The organism is Pseudoduganella sp. UC29_106 (genome assembly GCF_044055365.1).
Lineage (GTDB): Bacteria > Pseudomonadota > Gammaproteobacteria > Burkholderiales > Burkholderiaceae_D > Rugamonas.
The window spans coordinates 1,850,203-1,867,957 of record NZ_CP171977.1; the positions used below are offsets into that span (position 1 = coordinate 1,850,203).

General features: G+C 65.0%; 9 protein-coding genes and 4 pseudogenes. 1 reads left to right on the forward strand and 12 read right to left on the reverse strand.

All coding sequences use genetic code 11. The features are described 5' to 3' along the window. Positions 1-69: 69 nt before the first annotated feature. From ACHMW6_RS09580 to ACHMW6_RS09605, 6 genes and pseudogenes are all read right to left on the reverse strand, one after another. Positions 70-3,615 (reverse strand): pectinesterase family protein, encoded by a 3,546-nt coding sequence (locus ACHMW6_RS09580; protein ID WP_395406876.1) that lies wholly within the window; start codon positions 3,613-3,615, stop codon positions 70-72. A 139-nt stretch (positions 3,616-3,754) separates the two neighbouring features. After that, the gene (locus ACHMW6_RS09585) at positions 3,755-4,333 is read right to left on the reverse strand and encodes a PEP-CTERM sorting domain-containing protein (RefSeq protein ID WP_395406877.1); all 579 of its coding nucleotides are present in this window, start codon (positions 4,331-4,333) and stop codon (positions 3,755-3,757) included. A gap of 296 nt (positions 4,334-4,629) precedes the next feature. Continuing rightward, positions 4,630-5,547 carry a GGDEF domain-containing protein gene (locus ACHMW6_RS09590; RefSeq protein ID WP_395406878.1) on the reverse strand — a complete coding sequence of 306 codons (918 nt, stop codon included), beginning with the start codon at positions 5,545-5,547 and terminating at the stop codon, positions 4,630-4,632. Positions 5,548-5,623: 76 nt separating this feature from the next. Continuing rightward, positions 5,624-7,563, reverse strand: a pseudogene (locus ACHMW6_RS09595) (TRAP transporter large permease subunit). Next, positions 7,560-8,135, reverse strand: coding sequence for a TRAP transporter small permease subunit (locus ACHMW6_RS09600; protein ID WP_395406879.1), 576 nt, complete (start codon positions 8,133-8,135; stop codon positions 7,560-7,562). The pseudogene ACHMW6_RS09595 and the gene ACHMW6_RS09600 overlap by 4 nt, the downstream one beginning before the upstream one ends. A 21-nt stretch (positions 8,136-8,156) precedes the next feature. Then, a pseudogene (locus ACHMW6_RS09605) lies at positions 8,157-9,283 on the reverse strand (TRAP transporter substrate-binding protein). 248 nt (positions 9,284-9,531) lie between these two features. Between ACHMW6_RS09605 and ACHMW6_RS09610 the strand changes: the two are divergent. Continuing rightward, positions 9,532-11,398, forward strand: a pseudogene (locus ACHMW6_RS09610) (helicase-related protein). Here the strand turns inward: ACHMW6_RS09610 and ACHMW6_RS09615 are convergent. The 6 genes and pseudogenes from ACHMW6_RS09615 to ACHMW6_RS09640 all read right to left on the reverse strand — a co-directional run bounded on the left by ACHMW6_RS09615 (position 11,395) and on the right by ACHMW6_RS09640 (position 17,748). Then, entirely contained in the window at positions 11,395-11,985 is a 591-nt protein-coding gene (locus tag ACHMW6_RS09615; RefSeq protein WP_395406880.1) for an IMPACT family protein, read from the reverse strand. The pseudogene ACHMW6_RS09610 and the gene ACHMW6_RS09615 sit on opposite strands and share 4 nt — an antisense overlap. 40 nt (positions 11,986-12,025) lie before the next feature. Beyond that, complete coding sequence (locus ACHMW6_RS09620) at positions 12,026-13,648, reverse strand: amino acid permease (RefSeq protein WP_395406881.1); 1,623 nt, start codon at positions 13,646-13,648, stop codon at positions 12,026-12,028. A 19-nt stretch (positions 13,649-13,667) separates the two neighbouring features. Then, positions 13,668-14,210 (reverse strand): SRPBCC family protein, encoded by a 543-nt coding sequence (locus ACHMW6_RS09625; RefSeq protein WP_395406882.1) that lies wholly within the window; start codon positions 14,208-14,210, stop codon positions 13,668-13,670. Between the two features lie 215 nt (positions 14,211-14,425). After that, positions 14,426-14,734 (reverse strand): annotated as a pseudogene (locus ACHMW6_RS09630) (Rieske 2Fe-2S domain-containing protein); the annotation flags it as partial. A 67-nt stretch (positions 14,735-14,801) separates the two neighbouring features. Further along, complete coding sequence (locus ACHMW6_RS09635) at positions 14,802-16,409, reverse strand: GMC family oxidoreductase (RefSeq protein WP_395406883.1); 1,608 nt, start codon at positions 16,407-16,409, stop codon at positions 14,802-14,804. Positions 16,410-16,542: 133 nt separating this feature from the next. Further along, on the reverse strand, positions 16,543-17,748 hold the full coding sequence (locus tag ACHMW6_RS09640) for a YbfB/YjiJ family MFS transporter (RefSeq protein WP_395406884.1): 1,206 nt from the start codon (positions 17,746-17,748) through the stop codon (positions 16,543-16,545). Positions 17,749-17,755: the final 7 nt, after the last annotated feature.

The window sequence follows — 17,755 nt, forward strand, 5'->3', positions numbered from 1 at the left end:
GCATGCATCGGGTAGTGTGCTCCCATTGGTTGAGCGCCGCAAGCGCGGCAGCTCAGCCGTTGGAAGGGCTTACGGGGTCCAGCCCGCGCCGCTGTTGAAGCCGGCGAAAATCTGGGCGCGCGTGGCGAAACCGGCAGCCACGTCGGAGCTGCTGAGCTGATAGCCACCCACGCGGGTGGAGAGGTTCAGCGGGTTGCCGGCGAGGTCGGTACTGCCGTACTCGCGCCAGCCGCTGGCGGCGTTGGGCGTGGCCGGATTTGGCGCAGGCTGGCCATTCACGCCGGCGCCGGCCCAGCCGACGGCGGCGATATGGCTATCCATCCTGCAGTTGATGAAGGCGATGTTGTCCCACACGTTGCTGCTGCCGGAGCTGCGCGCGAGGTAGGTGGCGCCGTTCGGCACGTCGCCGTGCAGGGGACCGGGGCCGGGGCCGTGGGTCAGGCTGCTGTTCAGGAAAACGTAGCCTTTGTCCGTGGCCGCTGCCACCCGCGCCTGCAGCACGTAGCCGCCGCTGGAGGCGCTGGACGTGTCGCCCACCGAGCGGATTTCGCTTTCCTCGAACAGGGCGGCCTTGCTGGAGCCCCAGATGAAGTCCACATTGCCCGCCACCAGGCTGCGGTAGAACCAGGACCAGCCCTTCAGGTTCAGCGTGTCCTGCTCGCTGAAGAAGTTCGCTTCGCGTGCAATCAGGCGACCGGCGTCGTTATTGAAGTAAAGCGCTTCCGCCTGGGCCGAGATGCTGGACGAGCGCAGCGTGGTATTGCGCAGCGTGAGCGTTTCGAGGGACAGCAGGTCCGACGCCTCGACCAGGAAGACGGCGCGGCCGCCGGCTGCGGTCGTGCCGCCTGGCGCCTGGCTGCCGCCGGTGCCGCTGTTCAGCGAGTCATTGTTCGTGTACTGGATCACGGCGCCATCACGGCTCTCGCCACGCAGGGTCACATTGTCCTTGCCGCGCAGGTAGAGCAGTTCGTTGTAGGCGCCGTTCCGGATCGTCACCGTGGCCGGCGTGGCCTTGGCCACGTTCTGCATCAGGAAGCTCAGCGCGCCCTGCACGGTATTGAAGTCGCCATCTGCGCCGACCACGAGGTCCGGCCCGGCGGGTGCCGCGGCGCGCGTGGCGAAGGACCAGTCACCCAGCTTGCCGATGCCGACGAAGGCCGTGCCGTTCAGCGTGGCGCCATTGAGCACGCCGTTGGCAATCGCCACGTAGTACTCGGTGCCGTAGGCGAGCCTGCCGCTGTGCGGCTTGATGGTGACGGTGTTGCCGCTGATCGAGATCGGCGTGGTGTTGACCTTGCGGATCGCGGTCTGGCCGGGATAGCCCAGTTCATCGCTTTCGCCCGTGGTCTTGATCACGTCCACCAGCGCATCGTCGGACTTGCGGAAGATGCGGATGGTGCCGGCAGCGCCCAGCGTGGGTGGGCTGTCGAAGGTCAGGCGCAGCACGGTGTCGACCGGCGCCTGGCCCAGCGCGGTGGCCGGGCTGGCAACGCCGTTCAGCAGATACGATTGCGTGGGCTGCACGAATTGCGCGCCAATGTTGGCTGCGATGATGCGTACCAGCGTGGGATCGCTGTCGCTGGTCAGTGTGATGTTCGCGGTGCCGGCGCCGACAGGCGTGAGCGTCAGCGTGTTGCCGGCGATGGCGACCGCCACTGCGGAAGGATTGCTGGAGCTGGCGCTGAAGGTGTCGGCCGTGCCATCAGGCTTCACCGCGGTGACGGCCAGCTGCAGCGGCGCATCGCCCGCTTCGGCGATATAGCTGGTGGTGGCGGGATTGATCGTCAGCTGCGAAGGCTTCAGGCGCGGGTCGCCGATGCGCACGTCATCGATCTGGAAGGATTTGTTGGCGGTGAACAGGCCGACCAGGCCGCGCGCGGCGAAGGCGGTGTCCGTGACGGAGCCGAGGTTTTCGCCATCGAGGTAGATGGTCAGCGTGCTGCCGATCATTTCGAAGCGCACGGTGTACCACTGCGCATCCATATTGATAGGCTTGCGCACCTGCCTGGGGCGGTTCAGCGTGCCATTCAGCATTTTGGCAATTTCGACCTGGGTGCTGGTGTTCGCATTCTGCACATTCAGGCCGCCGCCGTACCAGTTGCTGGCGTTGACGTAGCGCGTGATCAGGTAGAGCTGCTTGTTGCCGGTGGTGCTGTTGGTGAGCGGCTTGATGCGCGCTTCCACGAAGTAGTCACCGGAGGGCACATTGGCCATGGCAGCCGGCTTCAGCGTGGCGAGCACCCCGCCGGTGGTGGCGGCTGTGTATTGCATCAGCTGGTTCGCTGCCCCGACGGCTTCGGCTTTCACGCTGAAGCTGCCGTTCGGGCCGGCCACGGGCAGCAGATCCCAGTTGGCGCTGGTGCCGTTCTGGAAATCGTCGCAGAAATACAGGCCGGTGGACGGGCAGGTGAGCGTGAGGATGGGCGTGCTGCTGACATCACCGGTGCCAGTGATGGTGGTGGTCAGCTTGCCGCCGCCCGCCTGCGCCAGCGCGTTGGCTTTTACCAGCGGCGTGGGGCGCACGCTGAAGGCGTAGGGCGGAGTCCAGCTGACGTTGTTCGAGATCGTGCAGTTATTCAGCAGGGTGCCGTTCAACAGCGAGCCCGTGTCCTTGAAGGTTCCCGTCGCCGTGCCGCCGGGATTGACGACAATGTCGCTGCAGCCTGCCGCGCCGGCAATCTCGAACACATTCGCGTTGGACAGGATCTTCGAGTTGAAGCCGGCGCCGATGCTGTACAGGTTTTCGTAGACGTCCGTGTGCTGGCTGCCGACGAAGTAATTATTGAACAGGTGGACCTGGCCATAGCGCACGCGTGGCGCGCGGCTGGACACATTGCGGAACACATTGTTGCTGAAGGTAACGCGCAGCTTGCCTTCGTCGCCGCTGGCGCTGTCGCTGGAGCCGATCAGGTTGTTCTTGTGGTGTTCGCCGAAGACGTTGTACGAGACGGTGACGTAGTCGGAGCCGTTGGTGATGTCCAGCGCGCCGTCGTGGCATTGCTTGATCTGGCCGTTCTCGATGGGCAGCAGGTTGTCCGTCATCGGCGCATCGGTGAAGGTCACGTGGTCGACCCAGATGTGATCGGAGCCGGAGACGCCGATGCCGTCGTAGGCGGAGTTCCATGCGCCATTGGCGCCGTCGGTCGGATCGAAGACCGGGCCCACGTCGCAGGGATTGACGATCTTCAGGTTGCGGATGATGACCTGGCTGACATTGGTCAGCAGGATATGGCCGTTCACCAGCCCCGCGCCGGCGCCGTCGCCGATCAGCGTGGTATTGCTGCGCAGGCGGATCGCGCCGCGGATGGCCTGGTCGCCCGTGTTCGCATACGGCACGCCTTCCGTCATGTCGATGGTGCCGGTGAGCTTGATGATTTTCGGGTTGGTGCCGGCGTTGTTGATGGCGGCCAGCAGCTGCTGGCGGTTCGTTACCGTATAGATTTGCGCGGCGGTGGCGTTCGCTCCGCCGCTTGTGCCGCCGGCGTGCGATGCCCAGCCGTCGGCGGGCGCCGTTTGCCGCGCCGGGTCGGTGGCGGCGTTCGTATTGCATGTGAAGGCGAGCAGCAGCGATGCCGCCGCGAGGCGCAGCGCCGCCCTGAAACCAGTATGTTTCATAGCATTCTCCTTGATCTTTTTGACGCGAAACCGGGAAAATCTGGTGTCTGCCACGATGTGGCAGACACCCGTTTTTAAGCCGCGGACTTCGACCTGGTGTCTGCCACATCGTGGCAGACACCAGGGTTCGCATTGGGTTTTAGGCCACCGCCCGCCGGCGCCGCAACGCCGACATCACCCCCAGCCCGCCCAGCAGCAGCGCAACGCTGCCCGGCTCCGGCACGGCCGCCGCGTCCAGCTGCGCGGTGACGGCAGCGAAATCGCTGTTCCAGCTGATGGTACTGAGGTCGATATCGATCGACCTGCCATCCGCCGCCAGCTGCAGCAAGGGCAGGCCGCCAACCGCACTGGCGTCCGTCAGCACGAAGGACGTCAGCGGACGCGCCAGCGTGCTGCCGAAATCGAAGTGGAAGTGATAGCTGCCCGGCGTGATCGAGCCGTTGCTGTAGATCGTCAGCGCGCCGCTGGCGGCAAAGTCAAAGCCGAACAGGCTGTCCGCGCTGAGGAATTCGATGCCGGTGTCGGTGGGATCGAGGGCTGTGGTGTTGGCGCCCGGTTCGAGCTGGAAAGAATGATCAAGGCCCAGCATATCCGCCCCCACGCCGTTATAGCTGGCGGTGATGACGGCGTCCTGCAGGGGAAGGGGTGCTGCGTGTGCTGCGACTGCTCCGGTGGCGAATGCGGCGGCCACCATGGTCTCCATAATGGTTTTTTTCATTGTGTGCTCCGATGGGTGATGGACCGGAAACTGCATGTGGACACCTCGCGTGTCCACTGCCATTGAAACGAAGGCCGGAGGGGGAAGTCAGCCGAGGTCGCCTGGTGGAGAAGTACCGATTTGGTCAGGCCATACTATATTGGCCTGACCAATATTGCAAGATTGGCGGACCAATAGTGTGTATTAAGCGACAAGCCGCTGCGGGGATCAATGATCCGCCTTACGCGTCTCGAAACAGGTTTTGCCCGAAGGGCTGTAGGGCGGATCATTGATCCGCCGTGTGTATGCCGCCACCATCAACTGCGGATGATGCGATTCCGCCCCTGCCGCTTAGCCTGATAAAGCGCATCATCGGCGCGCTTGAGAACGTCCTCGCCCGAAGTATCGCCCGCGGCGATTTCGGAGAGCCCCCCGCTGATGGTCGACTGGCAGCCGATCTCCCCCAGCGCGCACAGAGCTTCGGCAATGCGCGCGCGCAGGCGTTCGGCGATGGGTTCGGCGTGATCCCAGGACGTGTGGGGCATCAGCACCACGAACTCGTCGCCGCCCAGCCGCGCCGGCGCATCGGTGGCGCGCAGTTCACGGCGGCACACGTCGGCCGTGGCGGAGATGACCTTGTCGCCGCACAGGTGGCCATGTTCATCGTTGACCCGCTTGAAGTGGTCGATATCGAAGATCAGCACCGAGGTCGGCGTGCCATAGCGGACAAAGGTTTCGTAATGCTCGGCCAGCACGTGCATCAGCTTGCGGCGGTTCAGCAAACCGGACAGCGGATCGACTTCGCTCAGCGTGCGCAGCTTGCATTCGAGCTCGCTGCGCGCCGTGATATTGCTGGCGACCCAGAGCACGGCATCCTCTCCCTGCACGGGGAATTGCAGCGGCTGCACGCGGCCTTCGAAGCGCAGCGTTTCGGTGGGGCCGTTGGTATCCAGGCCCTTTACATCGCTGGATGCGAGATCGTATTCGACCACGTGCAAACCGCCCTCCGCCAGTGCGACAGCGATCTCGTTCACGAACCAGTCGGCCTTGGGCTTTTCCAGCACGTCATGAATGCGCTGTCCGATCAGGCTATCGCTGCGGTGGTAGTAGCGCACGTCCGCACCGCCGAAGATGGCGATGTAGCGGCCGCTGCGCGTCAACACAAAGGCGGGGTCCGGCAATGCGTCGAGGATGGCGTCCAGCTGCACGCCGGAGAAAATGGAGTCGTCTCTCAACCCTGGTCCAATACTAATGCTCTGTCCAGCACAAAGTAGCAGAACTCTTTCTAAAAGACAAAGGAATTTCTTGTAATTATTGATAGAGTACGTTGGGCAGCCACAGGCCGATGCCGGGGAACAAGTAAAGTAGCACCAGTGCCAATACCTGGATCGCCATGAAGGGCATCATTCCCAGGAAAATCTGGTTCAGTGTGACATGCGGCGGCGCTACGCCCTTCAGGTAGAAGGCCGCCATCGCCACCGGCGGCGAGAGGAAGGCCGTCTGAAGGTTCAGCGCGACCAGCAGGCCGAAGAACAGCGGGTCCACGTTGAAGTGGGGCAGCAAGGGAATGAAGATAGGCATGAAGATCACGATGATCTCCGTCCATTCCAGCGGCCAGCCAAGCAGGAAAATGATGAACTGGGCGAGGATCATGAACTGCAGCGGGGTCAGGTCCATGGACAGCACCCAGGCGTTGATCAGTTCCTGGCCGCCCAGCAGGGCGAAGGCGGCGCTGAAGATGCTGGAGCCGACGAAGAGCCAGCACACCATGGCCGTGGTCTTCGTGGCCAGGAAGGCGGACTCCTTCAACATGGGAAGTTGAACCTGCGGTAGGCAGCGGCCAGCAGCAGGCCGCCGAAGGCGCCCAAGGCCGCAGCTTCGGTGGGCGTGGCGAGGCCGAACACGATGCTGCCCAGCACGGCCAGGATCAGGATGGCCAGCGGGAACAGGGAGCTCAGCATCATCTTGAAGATTTCCAGCCGCGCGAAGTTGAAGGTGGCGTAGAACAGGACCAGCGCGGCCACGACAACGGCCAGCGCAATCCAGAAGCCGCTTGGGGCCGGGCGCCGATCGCCGTCCGCGGCCAGTTTTTCCGCTGGCGTGACCGTTGGTTCGGCCGCGCTTGCCGGCGCATGCGGCGTGGCGGCGGTGGCGGACGCAGGCTCGGTTGGCGGCTCGGCGAGGGCGTCGGCGGGAGGCGGCTCGGCGAGCGTATCGGCGGGCGGGGGCTCGGCGAGGCCGCCGTCGCCGGAAGTAGAGGAAGTATCGGCGGCGGAGCCGAATTCGATGGCGCCGGCGGCGGCGTCCGATTGCACGGGCGCGGTGGAAACGCGATAGCTGACGCCCAGGATCAGCGCCAGGGCCAGCGCCGGCAGCAAGACCAGTCCCAGCTGGCTCAGCACAGCGCCGCGTGGGATGCCGGGCGATCCGAGCGCCCCGGCCAGCCCGGCCAGCGCAGAACGGCGGGGCCCGATCTGCTGCGCCAGCGCGGGCATTTCTAGAACACGCTCCGCCTCAGGCAAGGGCGGCGCCAGCGAAGGCTTCAGCTTGGCCAGCACGATCACATAACCCACATACAGCGCCGCCAGCATGATCCCCGGCAGAAAGGCTCCCGCATACAGTTTGACGACCGACACGCCCGCCGTCGCGCCATACACGATCAGCAGCACGGAAGGCGGAATCAGGATGCCCAGGCAGCCGCCGGCCGTGATCGCGCCCGCCGCCAGTTGCGTGCTGTAGCCCGCCCTGAGCATGGACGGCAGCGCCAGCAGCCCCATCAGGGTCACCACGGCGCCGACAATCCCGGTCGCCGTCGCAAACACGGCGCAAGTGACGATGGTCGCCACCGCCAGCGCGCCCGGCACGCGCGCCATCGCAATGTGCAGGCTCTTGAACAGGCGCTCGATCAGGTTGGCCCGCTCCACCAGGTAGCCCATGAAGATAAACAGCGGAATCGAGATCAGCACATCATTTGCCATCACCGAATAGGCGCGCTGCACCATCAGGTCCAGCGTCTGCTGCCAGGCGACGGTTGGATCGCGGCTATGGAAGGCCAGCCACGCAAACAGCACGCCCATGCCCATCAGGGTGAAAGCCGTGGGAAAGCCCAGCATGATGGCCACTACAACGAGGGCCAGCATCAGCAGCCCCAGATGGCCATTCGTCATTTCGCTGGGCGGCGGCATGAGCGCCAGCACGGCGACGACCACCGCCGCCAGCATGATCAGGCCAAACCAGATTTCTTTTTTCATTGTGGTTCCTGGCGCACCATGGCCTTGAGTTTGTCCACGTCCACTTCCTCCACATCCTCCTCTCGGCTGGGCCAGTCGCCCATGCGCAGGCAGATGATGCAGCGGACGATCTCCACCAGCCCCTGCAGGAGCAGCAGCACGCCCGCGCAAGGGATCACGATCTTGAAGGGGTAGAGCGGCGGCCCGTTGGCGGTCAGTGTCGAATGCTCGTTGATCGCCACCGATTCGGCCGCGTAGAAGTAGCCGGCCCACACCAGCGCGATCACGCCGGGCAGGAAGAAGGCGAGGTAAAGCACCAGGTCGATGCCCGCCTGCAGCCGCGGAGGGAAGAAGCGGTACAGCACATCGCCCCGCACATGGCCGTTCTTTGCCAGGGTATAGGCGCCGCCCATCATGAAGGCGGTGCCGTACATCATGATCATCAGGTCGAAGGACCAGGGATTCGGGTGGTTGAGCGCGTAGCGTGAGAACACTTCCCACGACACGAGCAGGGTCAGCCCGACGATCAGCCAGGAAAACGCCTGGCCGACCCACGTGCTGACCCCGTCCACAAAGCGCAAGAGCCTTTGCATGCGAAGCCTTTCAGGCGCGTGTCAGGACTGCTTGGCGGCGCGGCCGAAGTAGTGGTTGTACGCCATGCGGCGGTTGTTGTTGGTGTCCATATCCCACTTCATGGCGCGTTCTGCAAAGGCGCGCTGGGACTTTTCCACTTCCTTGAAGAGGGGATTGTCCGCGCCCTTCTTGGCCACCACTTCGTCCCACACCTTGAGCTGTTCCTGCAGCAGGGTATCGGGCGTCTTGTAGAACTTCACGCCATCTTTGGACTGCAGCTCGCGGTAGTCCTTCGAATAGCGGTCGATGGCCTTCCAGGACATATCCGCCGACGAGGCTTCCACCGCATTGGCAATGATGGCCTTCAGCTTGGTCGGCAGGGTGTTGTACTTGGTCTTGTTGAAGGTGATCTCGAACTGCTCGGAGCTCTGGTGGAAGCTTTGCAGCATGCAGATCTTGGAGACGTCCGGGAAGCCGAGGATGCGGTCGGAGGAAGCGTTATTGAATTCGGCGCCGTCCAGCAGACCGCGATCCATGGCCGGCACGATCTCGGCGCCGGGCAGGGCGTTCACTGCGGCGCCCATGGCGGTGAACAGGTCGATCGCCAGGCCATTGGTGCGGAACTTGAGGCCCTTCAGGTCTTCCTTCTTCGTGATGGGCTTCTCAACCAGCCCAGGGGCTGGGTGGGCATGGGGCCGGTGAGGAAGGACACCACGTTGGCGCCGATCTGGTTGTAGAGCTTTTCCAGCAGTTCCTTGCCGCCGCCGTATTTATGCCAGGCCAGGACCATATTGGCGTCCATGCCGAACACGGGCCCCGAAGTCCACAGCGCGATGGCAGCCTGTTTGCCGTAGTTGTAGCCCATCACGCCATGGCCGCCATCCAGCGTGCCCTTGGACACGGCATCCAGCAGGCCGAAGGCCGGCACCACGGCGCCCGCCGGCAGCACTTCGATCTTCAGTTCGCCGCCCGTCATGTCATTGATCTTGGCGGCAAAATCCTGGGCGTATTCGTGGAAGATATCCTTGCTGGGCCAGGTGCTCTGGAAGCGGAAATTGGTGACGCCCTGGGCGCTGGCAATCGAGGGAAGGGCGAGGGCGGCAGCAGCGCCCGACGTGGCTGCGGTGTTCAGGAACTTGCGGCGGGACTGCTTGAGCTTCTTCTCCATCGTCTACCCCTCCTTCATTATGATTGTTGGAAGTACTCGTGGCTGAATTGGCAACAGGCCAGGTGCTAGGATGCGCCAACTGATGCATATGTCAAGCTGCACCGCCACAAATTCACAATCCGGGCGCGGCACCGTTGCTTTTTTTAAGCGGCTATACTCGCGCCATGACTGCACGCCACGAATACGACCCAGACGAGAAAATCCTTATCGATACCGGCCTCGCGGACCGGGGCATCAGCCTGGTCAAGATGGAAGGCCGGGTGTTCCTGCGCATCTCCGGCACGGTGGAGGCGGGCGGGCGCCAGGTGCCGTTCTCGCTGGTGCCCGAGCAGGGCGTGCTGGCCAAGCCGTCCAAATGGCGCAAGCTGGACGAGGAAGGCCGTGCGGCCCTGCTGCGCGAGCGCGGCAACGAGCGCGCGGTGCGCGAGCTGCGCGCCAGCGTGGCGGCGTTCGTGTCCGAGCTGGAAGCGGCCAGCGGCGAATTCGGCTTCGACGCCGAGCCTTTCCTGAAATCGCTGGCCGAGGCCCAGAGTTCCGAACCCGCCAGCCTGCTGTTCGACCGTATCCGTCAGCGGCTGGAGCACGCCGCCGAACGCCAGCGCGAAGAGCGGCACGCCGAACGCACCAAGCAAAGCATCAACCTGGCCGAGTATCCGACTTCCTTCGAGGTGGCGCGCCGCCTGCCGCGCCGTTTCATCGCGCTGCTGGGCCCCACCAATTCGGGCAAGACGCACAAGGCCATCGAAGCGCTGGCCAAGGCGTCCAGCGGCATCTACCTGGCGCCCTTGCGCCTGCTGGCGCTGGAAAACTATGAACGGCTGCAGGAACAGACGCACGGCGGCAAACCGCTGAAGGTCAACCTGATCACCGGCGAGGAGCGTCGCCTGGAGGAAGGCGCAACCCACGTCGCCAGCACGGTCGAAATGCTTGACCCGCGCACGCCGGTGGACGTGGCGGTGATCGACGAGATCCAGATGCTGGCCGATCCTGAGCGCGGCGCGGCATGGACGGCAGCCGTGTGCGGCGCTCCGGCACGCACCGTCTACCTGGTGGGCGCGCCCGAGGCGAAGCGTGCCATCGAGGCGCTGGCGGAGCGGCTGGAATGCCAGCTCGAAGTGCATATCCTGAAGCGCAAGGCGCCATTGGCGATGGAGCCGTCCGCCGTGCGTAATCTGAAGTCCCTCAGGCGCGGCGATGCGTTGATCGCGTTTTCGCGGCGCGAAGTGCTGATGTGGCGCGACCTGGTGACGGAGCTGGGCATGAGCGTGGCCACCGTGTACGGCAACCTGTCGCCGGAAGTGCGGCGGGCCCAGGCCGCGCGCTTCCGCGATGGCTCTGCCGATATCGTGGTCGGCACCGACGCGATCGCAATGGGCCTGAACCTGCCGATCCAGCGCGTGGTGATGACCACCACCGTGAAATTCAACGGCTACGACGAGGAAGAAATTTCCGCCGCGCTGGCCAAGCAGATTGCAGGCCGCGCTGGGCGCTACGGCATCCATGAGGAAGGCCATGTGGCGGGCTTCGACCATGAGTCGCACGAGGTGATGCGCGCGCTGCTGAAGGAGAAGCTGGCGCCGATTCCATCGAGCGGCTTTTCGGTGGCGCCCACGCTGGAGCACCTGCACCGTATTTCGTCCGTGACCGGCGAGACCGCGCTGGCCAAGCTGCTGAAGCGATTCGTCCACAGATATCGATGTGCCGGACGGCTTCTTCTTCCCGCGCATCACGGACGAGCAATCGAGCCGCGCGGAGTGGCTGGATACGCTGCCGCTGTCCGTGGCGGAGAAGTTCACGATGTCGCTGGTGCCGGTGTCGACCAAGGTGCTGACCCTGCAGCACGCCTGGGAGCAGTGGTCGCTGGCCCTGTCGCGCAAAAAGGTCACGCAGCTGAAGCGACAGCACGACGAGCTGTATTATCAGAGCCTGCAGGAAGTGGAGGATGCCTGCCGCCTGTACTCGGCCTATGCCTGGCTGGGCTACCGCATTCCCGAATACTTCCCCGATATCGAAGTGGCGCAGGAATTGTCGCGCGAGGCTTCGGAGCGGGTGGACGCCATCCTGCGCGACCAGAACGCTGCCGCGCGGCGCAAGCAGCCGAAGAAATACCGTTAGTCTTGCTCGCGCCAGGCCAGGCGGCCGTGGCAGGCTTCGTTCAGACGGTGCGCCAGCGCATCCGCCGCATCGGCCGGCACGCTGAATTCGATGTGCACCGCATCGCGGTGTTCGACGCTGCCCAGCGTGGCGCCGGACGCTTCCAGCTCGCGCCGCACCGTGCCTTCCAGTGCGTACGGAACCGAACAGGCCAGCGTGCGCTGCTTGATGATGGCGATTTTTTCGGCCGTGAGCAGGGCTTGCGCCACGCTGTCCGTATAGGCGCGCACCAGGCCGCCCGCCCCCAGCTTCACGCCGCCGAAGTAGCGCACCACGGTGGCGAGCACGCCTTCCAGGTCCTGGTGGCGCAGCACATCCAGCATGGGACGGCCCGCCGTGCCGCTTGGTTCGCCGTCGTCGACGGCCGCCGACTGGCCTCCAGCCAACAGGGCCCAGCAGACGTGGGCCGCACCGGGATGTTCGGCGCGCAGCCCTGCCACCACCGCCTGTGCGCCCGCGCGGTCCGCCATGGGCTGGACGCAGGCGAGGAAACGGCTTTTCTTGATCACCAGTTCATAGTGAACCGGCGCGGCGATGGTCTGGGGCATGGCGGACTTGCGTGCGAATCGAAGCCGCGATTGTAACCGGTCACCCGCCGCGCATCAGCTTGCGGGCGTGGAGGCGCGCTTCCTCGCGGCTCATGCCAGCCTTTTCGAGGTGGCTCAGCCACTCCTCGAACAGCGCGCGGCGCTGGTCGCCGGCGGCACTGGTGTCGCGCCGGTTGGAAAAGAAATCCATCAGCGTGGAGCCGCAGGCGCAGTTGCGATAGACCTCGACAATCGTCAGGTCGTCGTCGTCCCGGCTCTGTTTCAGGCCCCTGCCGCGCGTTTGCTGCAGGAAGTCGTCCGCAGTCTGATAGACCACACCGCAGTTGCGGCAGCGCTTGGGGAAGGCGGCTTCCACCAGTGCCTGGAGGAATCGGGTGTCGTCGCTCATGGCGTCACCAGCCGCGCACGGGCGCGATAGCGGGCATACCAGAACAGGGGCAGGCTGAGCGCACCCAGCGCCAGCGCCCACAGGAAGGATTCCTGGCCGACGCCGTAAAAAGCCCCAGACGGAGAACACGCAGGTGCCGGTGGCGCCGGCCAGCAGGCTGGCGCTGCGGCCTTTGACCACGCCGCGCTGCCACAGCTTGATGAGGGCGAAACCGCCCACCAGATAGAGCGGCAGGCTGGCGGCGGTGACCATTACGGTGAGAAAGGTGAAGGCATCCGCCAGCGTGCGCGTATAGCTCATGCCTACCATCACGCTGGCCAGCAGGCCGACCAGCACCAGCGCGCGCGCCGGGGCGCCGCGCCGGTTCTGCACCTGTAGCGCTTCGGGGAAGGTGCCGTGAGAGGCCAATGATGCGGTGACTTCGCCGGCCACCAGGGTCCAGCCATTCAGGCATCCCATGCCGCTGACGACAATGAAGGCGGACAGCCACTGCCCCCAGCCCGCGCCCCAGTAGCGGTCGAACAGCGCGGCGAAAGGTGCGCTGGACTGCGCCAGCTCCGCGTGCGGCAGCAGCAGGAGCGGCGCGGCGGAGACGCACACATACACCACGGCGATGATGGCGGTGCCGGCAATGGTGGCGCGCGGGATGGTGAGCTCGGGCTGCACGATCTTCCCGGCCGGGATGGTCGCGCATTCCACGCCGAGCACCGTGAACAGGGCGATGGTGCCGGCGGCTGCGGTGGCGTCAAGCGTCAATGGCGCCGGAGCGAGATGGCCGGCGACTGGCTGGCCGCTTGCCATGGCGGCTGCGCCGAGGGCGATGACGGCGGCCATCGGCATCAGCTTCAGCGCCACGGAGATGAGCTGCACGCGGCCCGACGTGCGCGCGCCGCGCAGGTTAATGAGCACGAAAATCCACACCAGCGCGAGCGCGGTGGCCGAGGAGGGCGCGCGTGCCAGCGGCGGGAAGAGGGCGGAGAGATAGCCCACCAGGCCGATCGCCAGCGCGGCATTGGTGACCCAGATGGACACCCAGTAGCACCACATCGTGAAGAAAGCCACGCCGTTGCCGAAGGCGCGCCGCGTGTAGCCGTATGGGCCGTCTTCCTCCGGCAGGCTGCGCGCCAGCCGCGCAAACGTGTAGGCGACGAAGAGGCAGCCGGTGACCGTGGCGGCCCAGCCGGCAAAGGCATTGATGCCGTAAGGCGCCAGCGACACCGGCAGCAGGAAGATGCCCATGCCGATCACGTTGCCGACAATGAGCGCGGTGCTCATCCAGAAGCCGAGTGGCTTGTCATTCCTGGCCATGGCGGGCGTAGGCTGTGCGCAGCAGGTTCTGGAAGTGCCATACGCCGCTTTCGCGGCGCGGGTTCAGGCGCCCTGCTTCATAGGCGCCGGAAGCCAGCCCTTTTTGTACGCGCTCGCAGATGAAGATGTCCTCTTCCTGGATGGCGTGGCTGAATTCCTGTTCCGCTGCAACGCGCGCCAGCGTTGCTTCATCCTGCGCGTAGTAGTAATCGAATTCGACGATGCAGCGCTCATGCCCATCCGGCAGCACGCGGTTGGTCTGCAGGCGGCCCGGCGTGATGTTGAGCATGACGTTCGGGTAGACGAAATAGTAGAAGGCGTTGCCATCGCCGTAGATGCCTTCGTTATTGCGCAGGGGCGAGTGCTGCAGCGAGTACCAGTCCTGCAGTTCGGTGTCGTAGGCACGGTAGTCGAGCACTTTCGACAGGCCGGGATGGACGAAGGGCAGGTGATAGCCTTCCAGGAAGTTGTCCACGTAGACCTTCCAGTTGCAGTGGATGCGGTAGGTGTCGCGTTTGGCGAAGCGCATGGCGGCGAGGTCGATGGGAACGATGCGCTCTGCGATGCCGCCGTAGACCCGTTCGATAGCGGCGTCTCATCGCTCAGGGCGACGAAGACGAGGCCTTGCCATTCGCGCACCCGGATTTCAGGCAGCCGGACGCTGCGCGGGTCGAAGCCGGCCGCGTCCCCCATCTCGGTCGCCGCGCGCAGCCGGCCATCGAGCTCGTAGGTCCAGCCGTGGTATTTGCAATGCAGTGCGCGCGCCGCCTTGCCGTTGCAGACCGCCAGCGGCCCGGCGCGGTGGCGGCACACATTGTGGAAGGCCTTCAGCTCTCCGTCCGGCTGGCGCACGACCAGCACCGGCTGGCCGGCGACTTCCGCAGGTACATGGTCGCCCGGTTCGCTCAGATCGCCCGTGTGTGCGGCCAATTGCCAGCTCGCGCCGAACACGCCGCGCCGTTCGACGTCCAGCCAGTGGGGGCTGCTGTAGAAACTCGCGTGCAGTGCGTGAGCATCCTCCAGCGCTTCGTGACGGCAGTGATCCGGCGGCATGCGGGGCTCCTTCCCTGAGATTGAGTAACTGTCTCACGAATCGGGCCTGCATGCTGTTGCAAAAACGTTACGCTGCGATCATGCGCGCGGCGCGTTCCCCGATCATGATGGCAGGTGCATTGGTGTTGCCGGTGGTGATAGTCGGCATGACCGAAGCATCCGCGATGCGCAGGCGTTCCACGCCGCGCACCTGCAATTGCGGATTGACCACCGCGCGCTCGCTCAGCCCCATCGCACACGTCCCCACCGGATGCCAGTAAGTCTGGAAATTGCGCCTGACATAATCGGCGATGGCTTCCCTGCCGCGCGGCAGTTGGCCTGCGTCACGTTTGCGGATCGGGGCAAAACCGCTGGCCATGCCGATGTCGCGCGCCCGTTCGGCGCCGGCCACCAGTGCATCGAGATCCGCCTGGGCCGTCAGGTAGCCCGGGTCGATCAGCAGGGGACCGCCCGGTTCGGCCGTCGCCAGTTTCAGCCTGCCGCGGCTTTGCGGGCGCACCAGTCCCACCAGCAGCGAGTAGCCCTGGTTACGCTGCAGCGCGGGACTCAGCGCGGCGGGTACGAAAATGGTCTGGATGTCGGGTACGAAGCCATTGCCATTGGTCCGGTAGAAGACATGGCTGTCGGAACGGAAGCCGTTGTGGTTCAGGGGCTCGCGCACTTCGGCGACAAAGGCATTGAGCATCAGATGGTCGTGCAGGTTTTCGCCGACGCCGGGCAAATCGGCAACAGGCTTGATGCCCAGCTTGCGCAGTTCGTCGGCGTTGCCGATGCCGGATTGCAGCAGCAGGCGCGGCGAATCCAGCGCACCGGAGGACAGGATGGTCTCTTCGTTTGCAACGATATCGCGAGCCTTGCCATCGATGCGTACGCGTACGCCGGTGCAGCGGGTACCGGCAAACAGCAGCTTTTCGACCGTGGCGCCGGTGACCAGTGTGAAGTTTTCGCGCTGCAGGGCGGGCATCAGGTAGCCATGAGCGACGCTGAAGCGCTTGTCGTCCCTGACGCTCAGGTCCATCAGCCCGGCGCCCTCGCGGATCGGGCCGTTCACATCGGCATGTACAGCATGTCCGGCCTCGCGGCAGGATTCGAAGAATGCCTGGTTCAAGGGATTGGCGCGCGACATCGAACCCACGTGCATCGGGCCCGATGTGCCGCGCCCGGTGCCGGCGTTAGCGCGCGTGCTGGTTTCGATGCTCTGGAAAACGGGCTTCACGCGGGCATAGTCCCAGCCTTCATTGCCGGCGTAGGCCCAGTCATCGAAGTCCGCCTGGTGTCCCCACACCCAGATCATCGCATTGATGCTGCTGGAGCCTCCAACCACCTTTCCGCGCGGCCAGTCGAAGACGCGGTTGTTGGCGCTGGCCTGGGGCGTGGTCTGATAACCCCAGTCCACGTCCTTGCCGCAATTGGCGCCCCACGCGTGAGGGCTGGTCAGCGAGGCGCGCTCAGTGTCGGCGCCGCCAGCTTCGAGCAGCAATACTTTCCGGGCGCCTCCCTCGGCGAGGCGGGCGGCCACTGCGCAGCCGGCAGAACCGGCGCCGACAACAATATAGTCATAGGCCGCAGCGATCCGGCGCTCGCCGGACGCCGCAAATGCGAAATCGCTAAGGGTGGCCTGGACACCCAGGGCCGCGGCCAGCTTCAGAAAACCGCGCCGGTCAATCTGGCCCAAGGCAGCCCGTCGTTCGAGATGTGACAACCAGCTCTCGTCTGCATTCCATGCATCGCTCGCCATACTTTGTCTCCATATTGTGATTGGGTCTGCAAAGTATCGCGACGGTTGTGTGACAGTGTCAAGTTAACTTTTACGTCCTGGCAAGCGCTTTCTGACGTGTGGCAAGCAGGGCGCCCAGCCAGAGGGCGAGTGCCGAGACGATGAGGCCGCGCTCAAGTCCGCCGGGACCGTCCGATATCCAGCCGACGGCGAGCGGGCCGATGATCTGGCCGGCGGCGAAGATGATGGTAAAGGCGCCGATACCGGCGGGCCATTGAGCGCCCGGCAGGTTGTGGCGCACCAGCGCGGTGGTTGACGCCACCACCGACAGGAACACGGCGCCGAACAGCACGCCGGACAACAGCATGGCCGGCCAGGAAGCCGTCAGCGCCGGCAGGATGGTCGCGACGCCGAGCAGGGCGTTCAGGATGGCCATGGGGCGCCCGTCGTGGTGCTTGTCCAGCAGGCCGGACCACAGACGCGATGAGCCGACAACGGCCAGTCCCAGCAGGCTATAGAACAGGGTAATGGCTGGCCCGCCGGCGCCCTGTTCGCGCAGCAGCGCGATCACGAAGGTCATGTAGCCGATATAGCCGACGCCGAACATCAGATACCCGCTTAGTGCGTAGGCCAGCGGACGCGGATGGAAAGGCGGGGCGTGTCCCTCCGCCGGCGCGGCCGCGGCATGGCCGGAATCCAGCACCCGTGCCGGCCAGGCCAGCACGATCGTCGCCAGGACGCAGACGATGGCCAGCGCCCACCATGCCCATGTCCAGCCATGCGGCGCAGGGCCGGCCAGGCGCAGCACCACCGGTGCGAGCAGGGCGGAGGCCACGATGCCCAGGCCCGAGCCGCCGTAATACAGGCCAATCAGGAAGCCGCTGCGCTTCGGATGCTGCGACCCGATACGCGCGGCCAGCAGGCCTCCGCCGATGAAGGCCAGGGCGCTGGCAACGCCGGCCAGCAGGCGCAGGGCCAACCACGGCATGACGGTGACGAAACAGCCACTCAGGCCCATGAACACGCAGGCCGCCAGAGCACCGGCCATCATCACCCGCGCCGGTGCGTAGCGGCGCATCAGCAGGGGCGTTATGAGCGCGCCGAGCAGGTAGCCGACCGCATTGGCCGTGTTCATGGCGCCCGCCAGGGCATACGACCATCCCAGGTCAGCGCGCATCACGGGCAGCAGCAGGCCATAGGCGAAGCGGGCCAGGCCAAGCGAGATGGCGGCGCCCATGGAAAGCGCCAATGCGAGAAGGATGATGCGCAGTTCGGAAGTGGCCTGATGATTGCTCATCAGGATA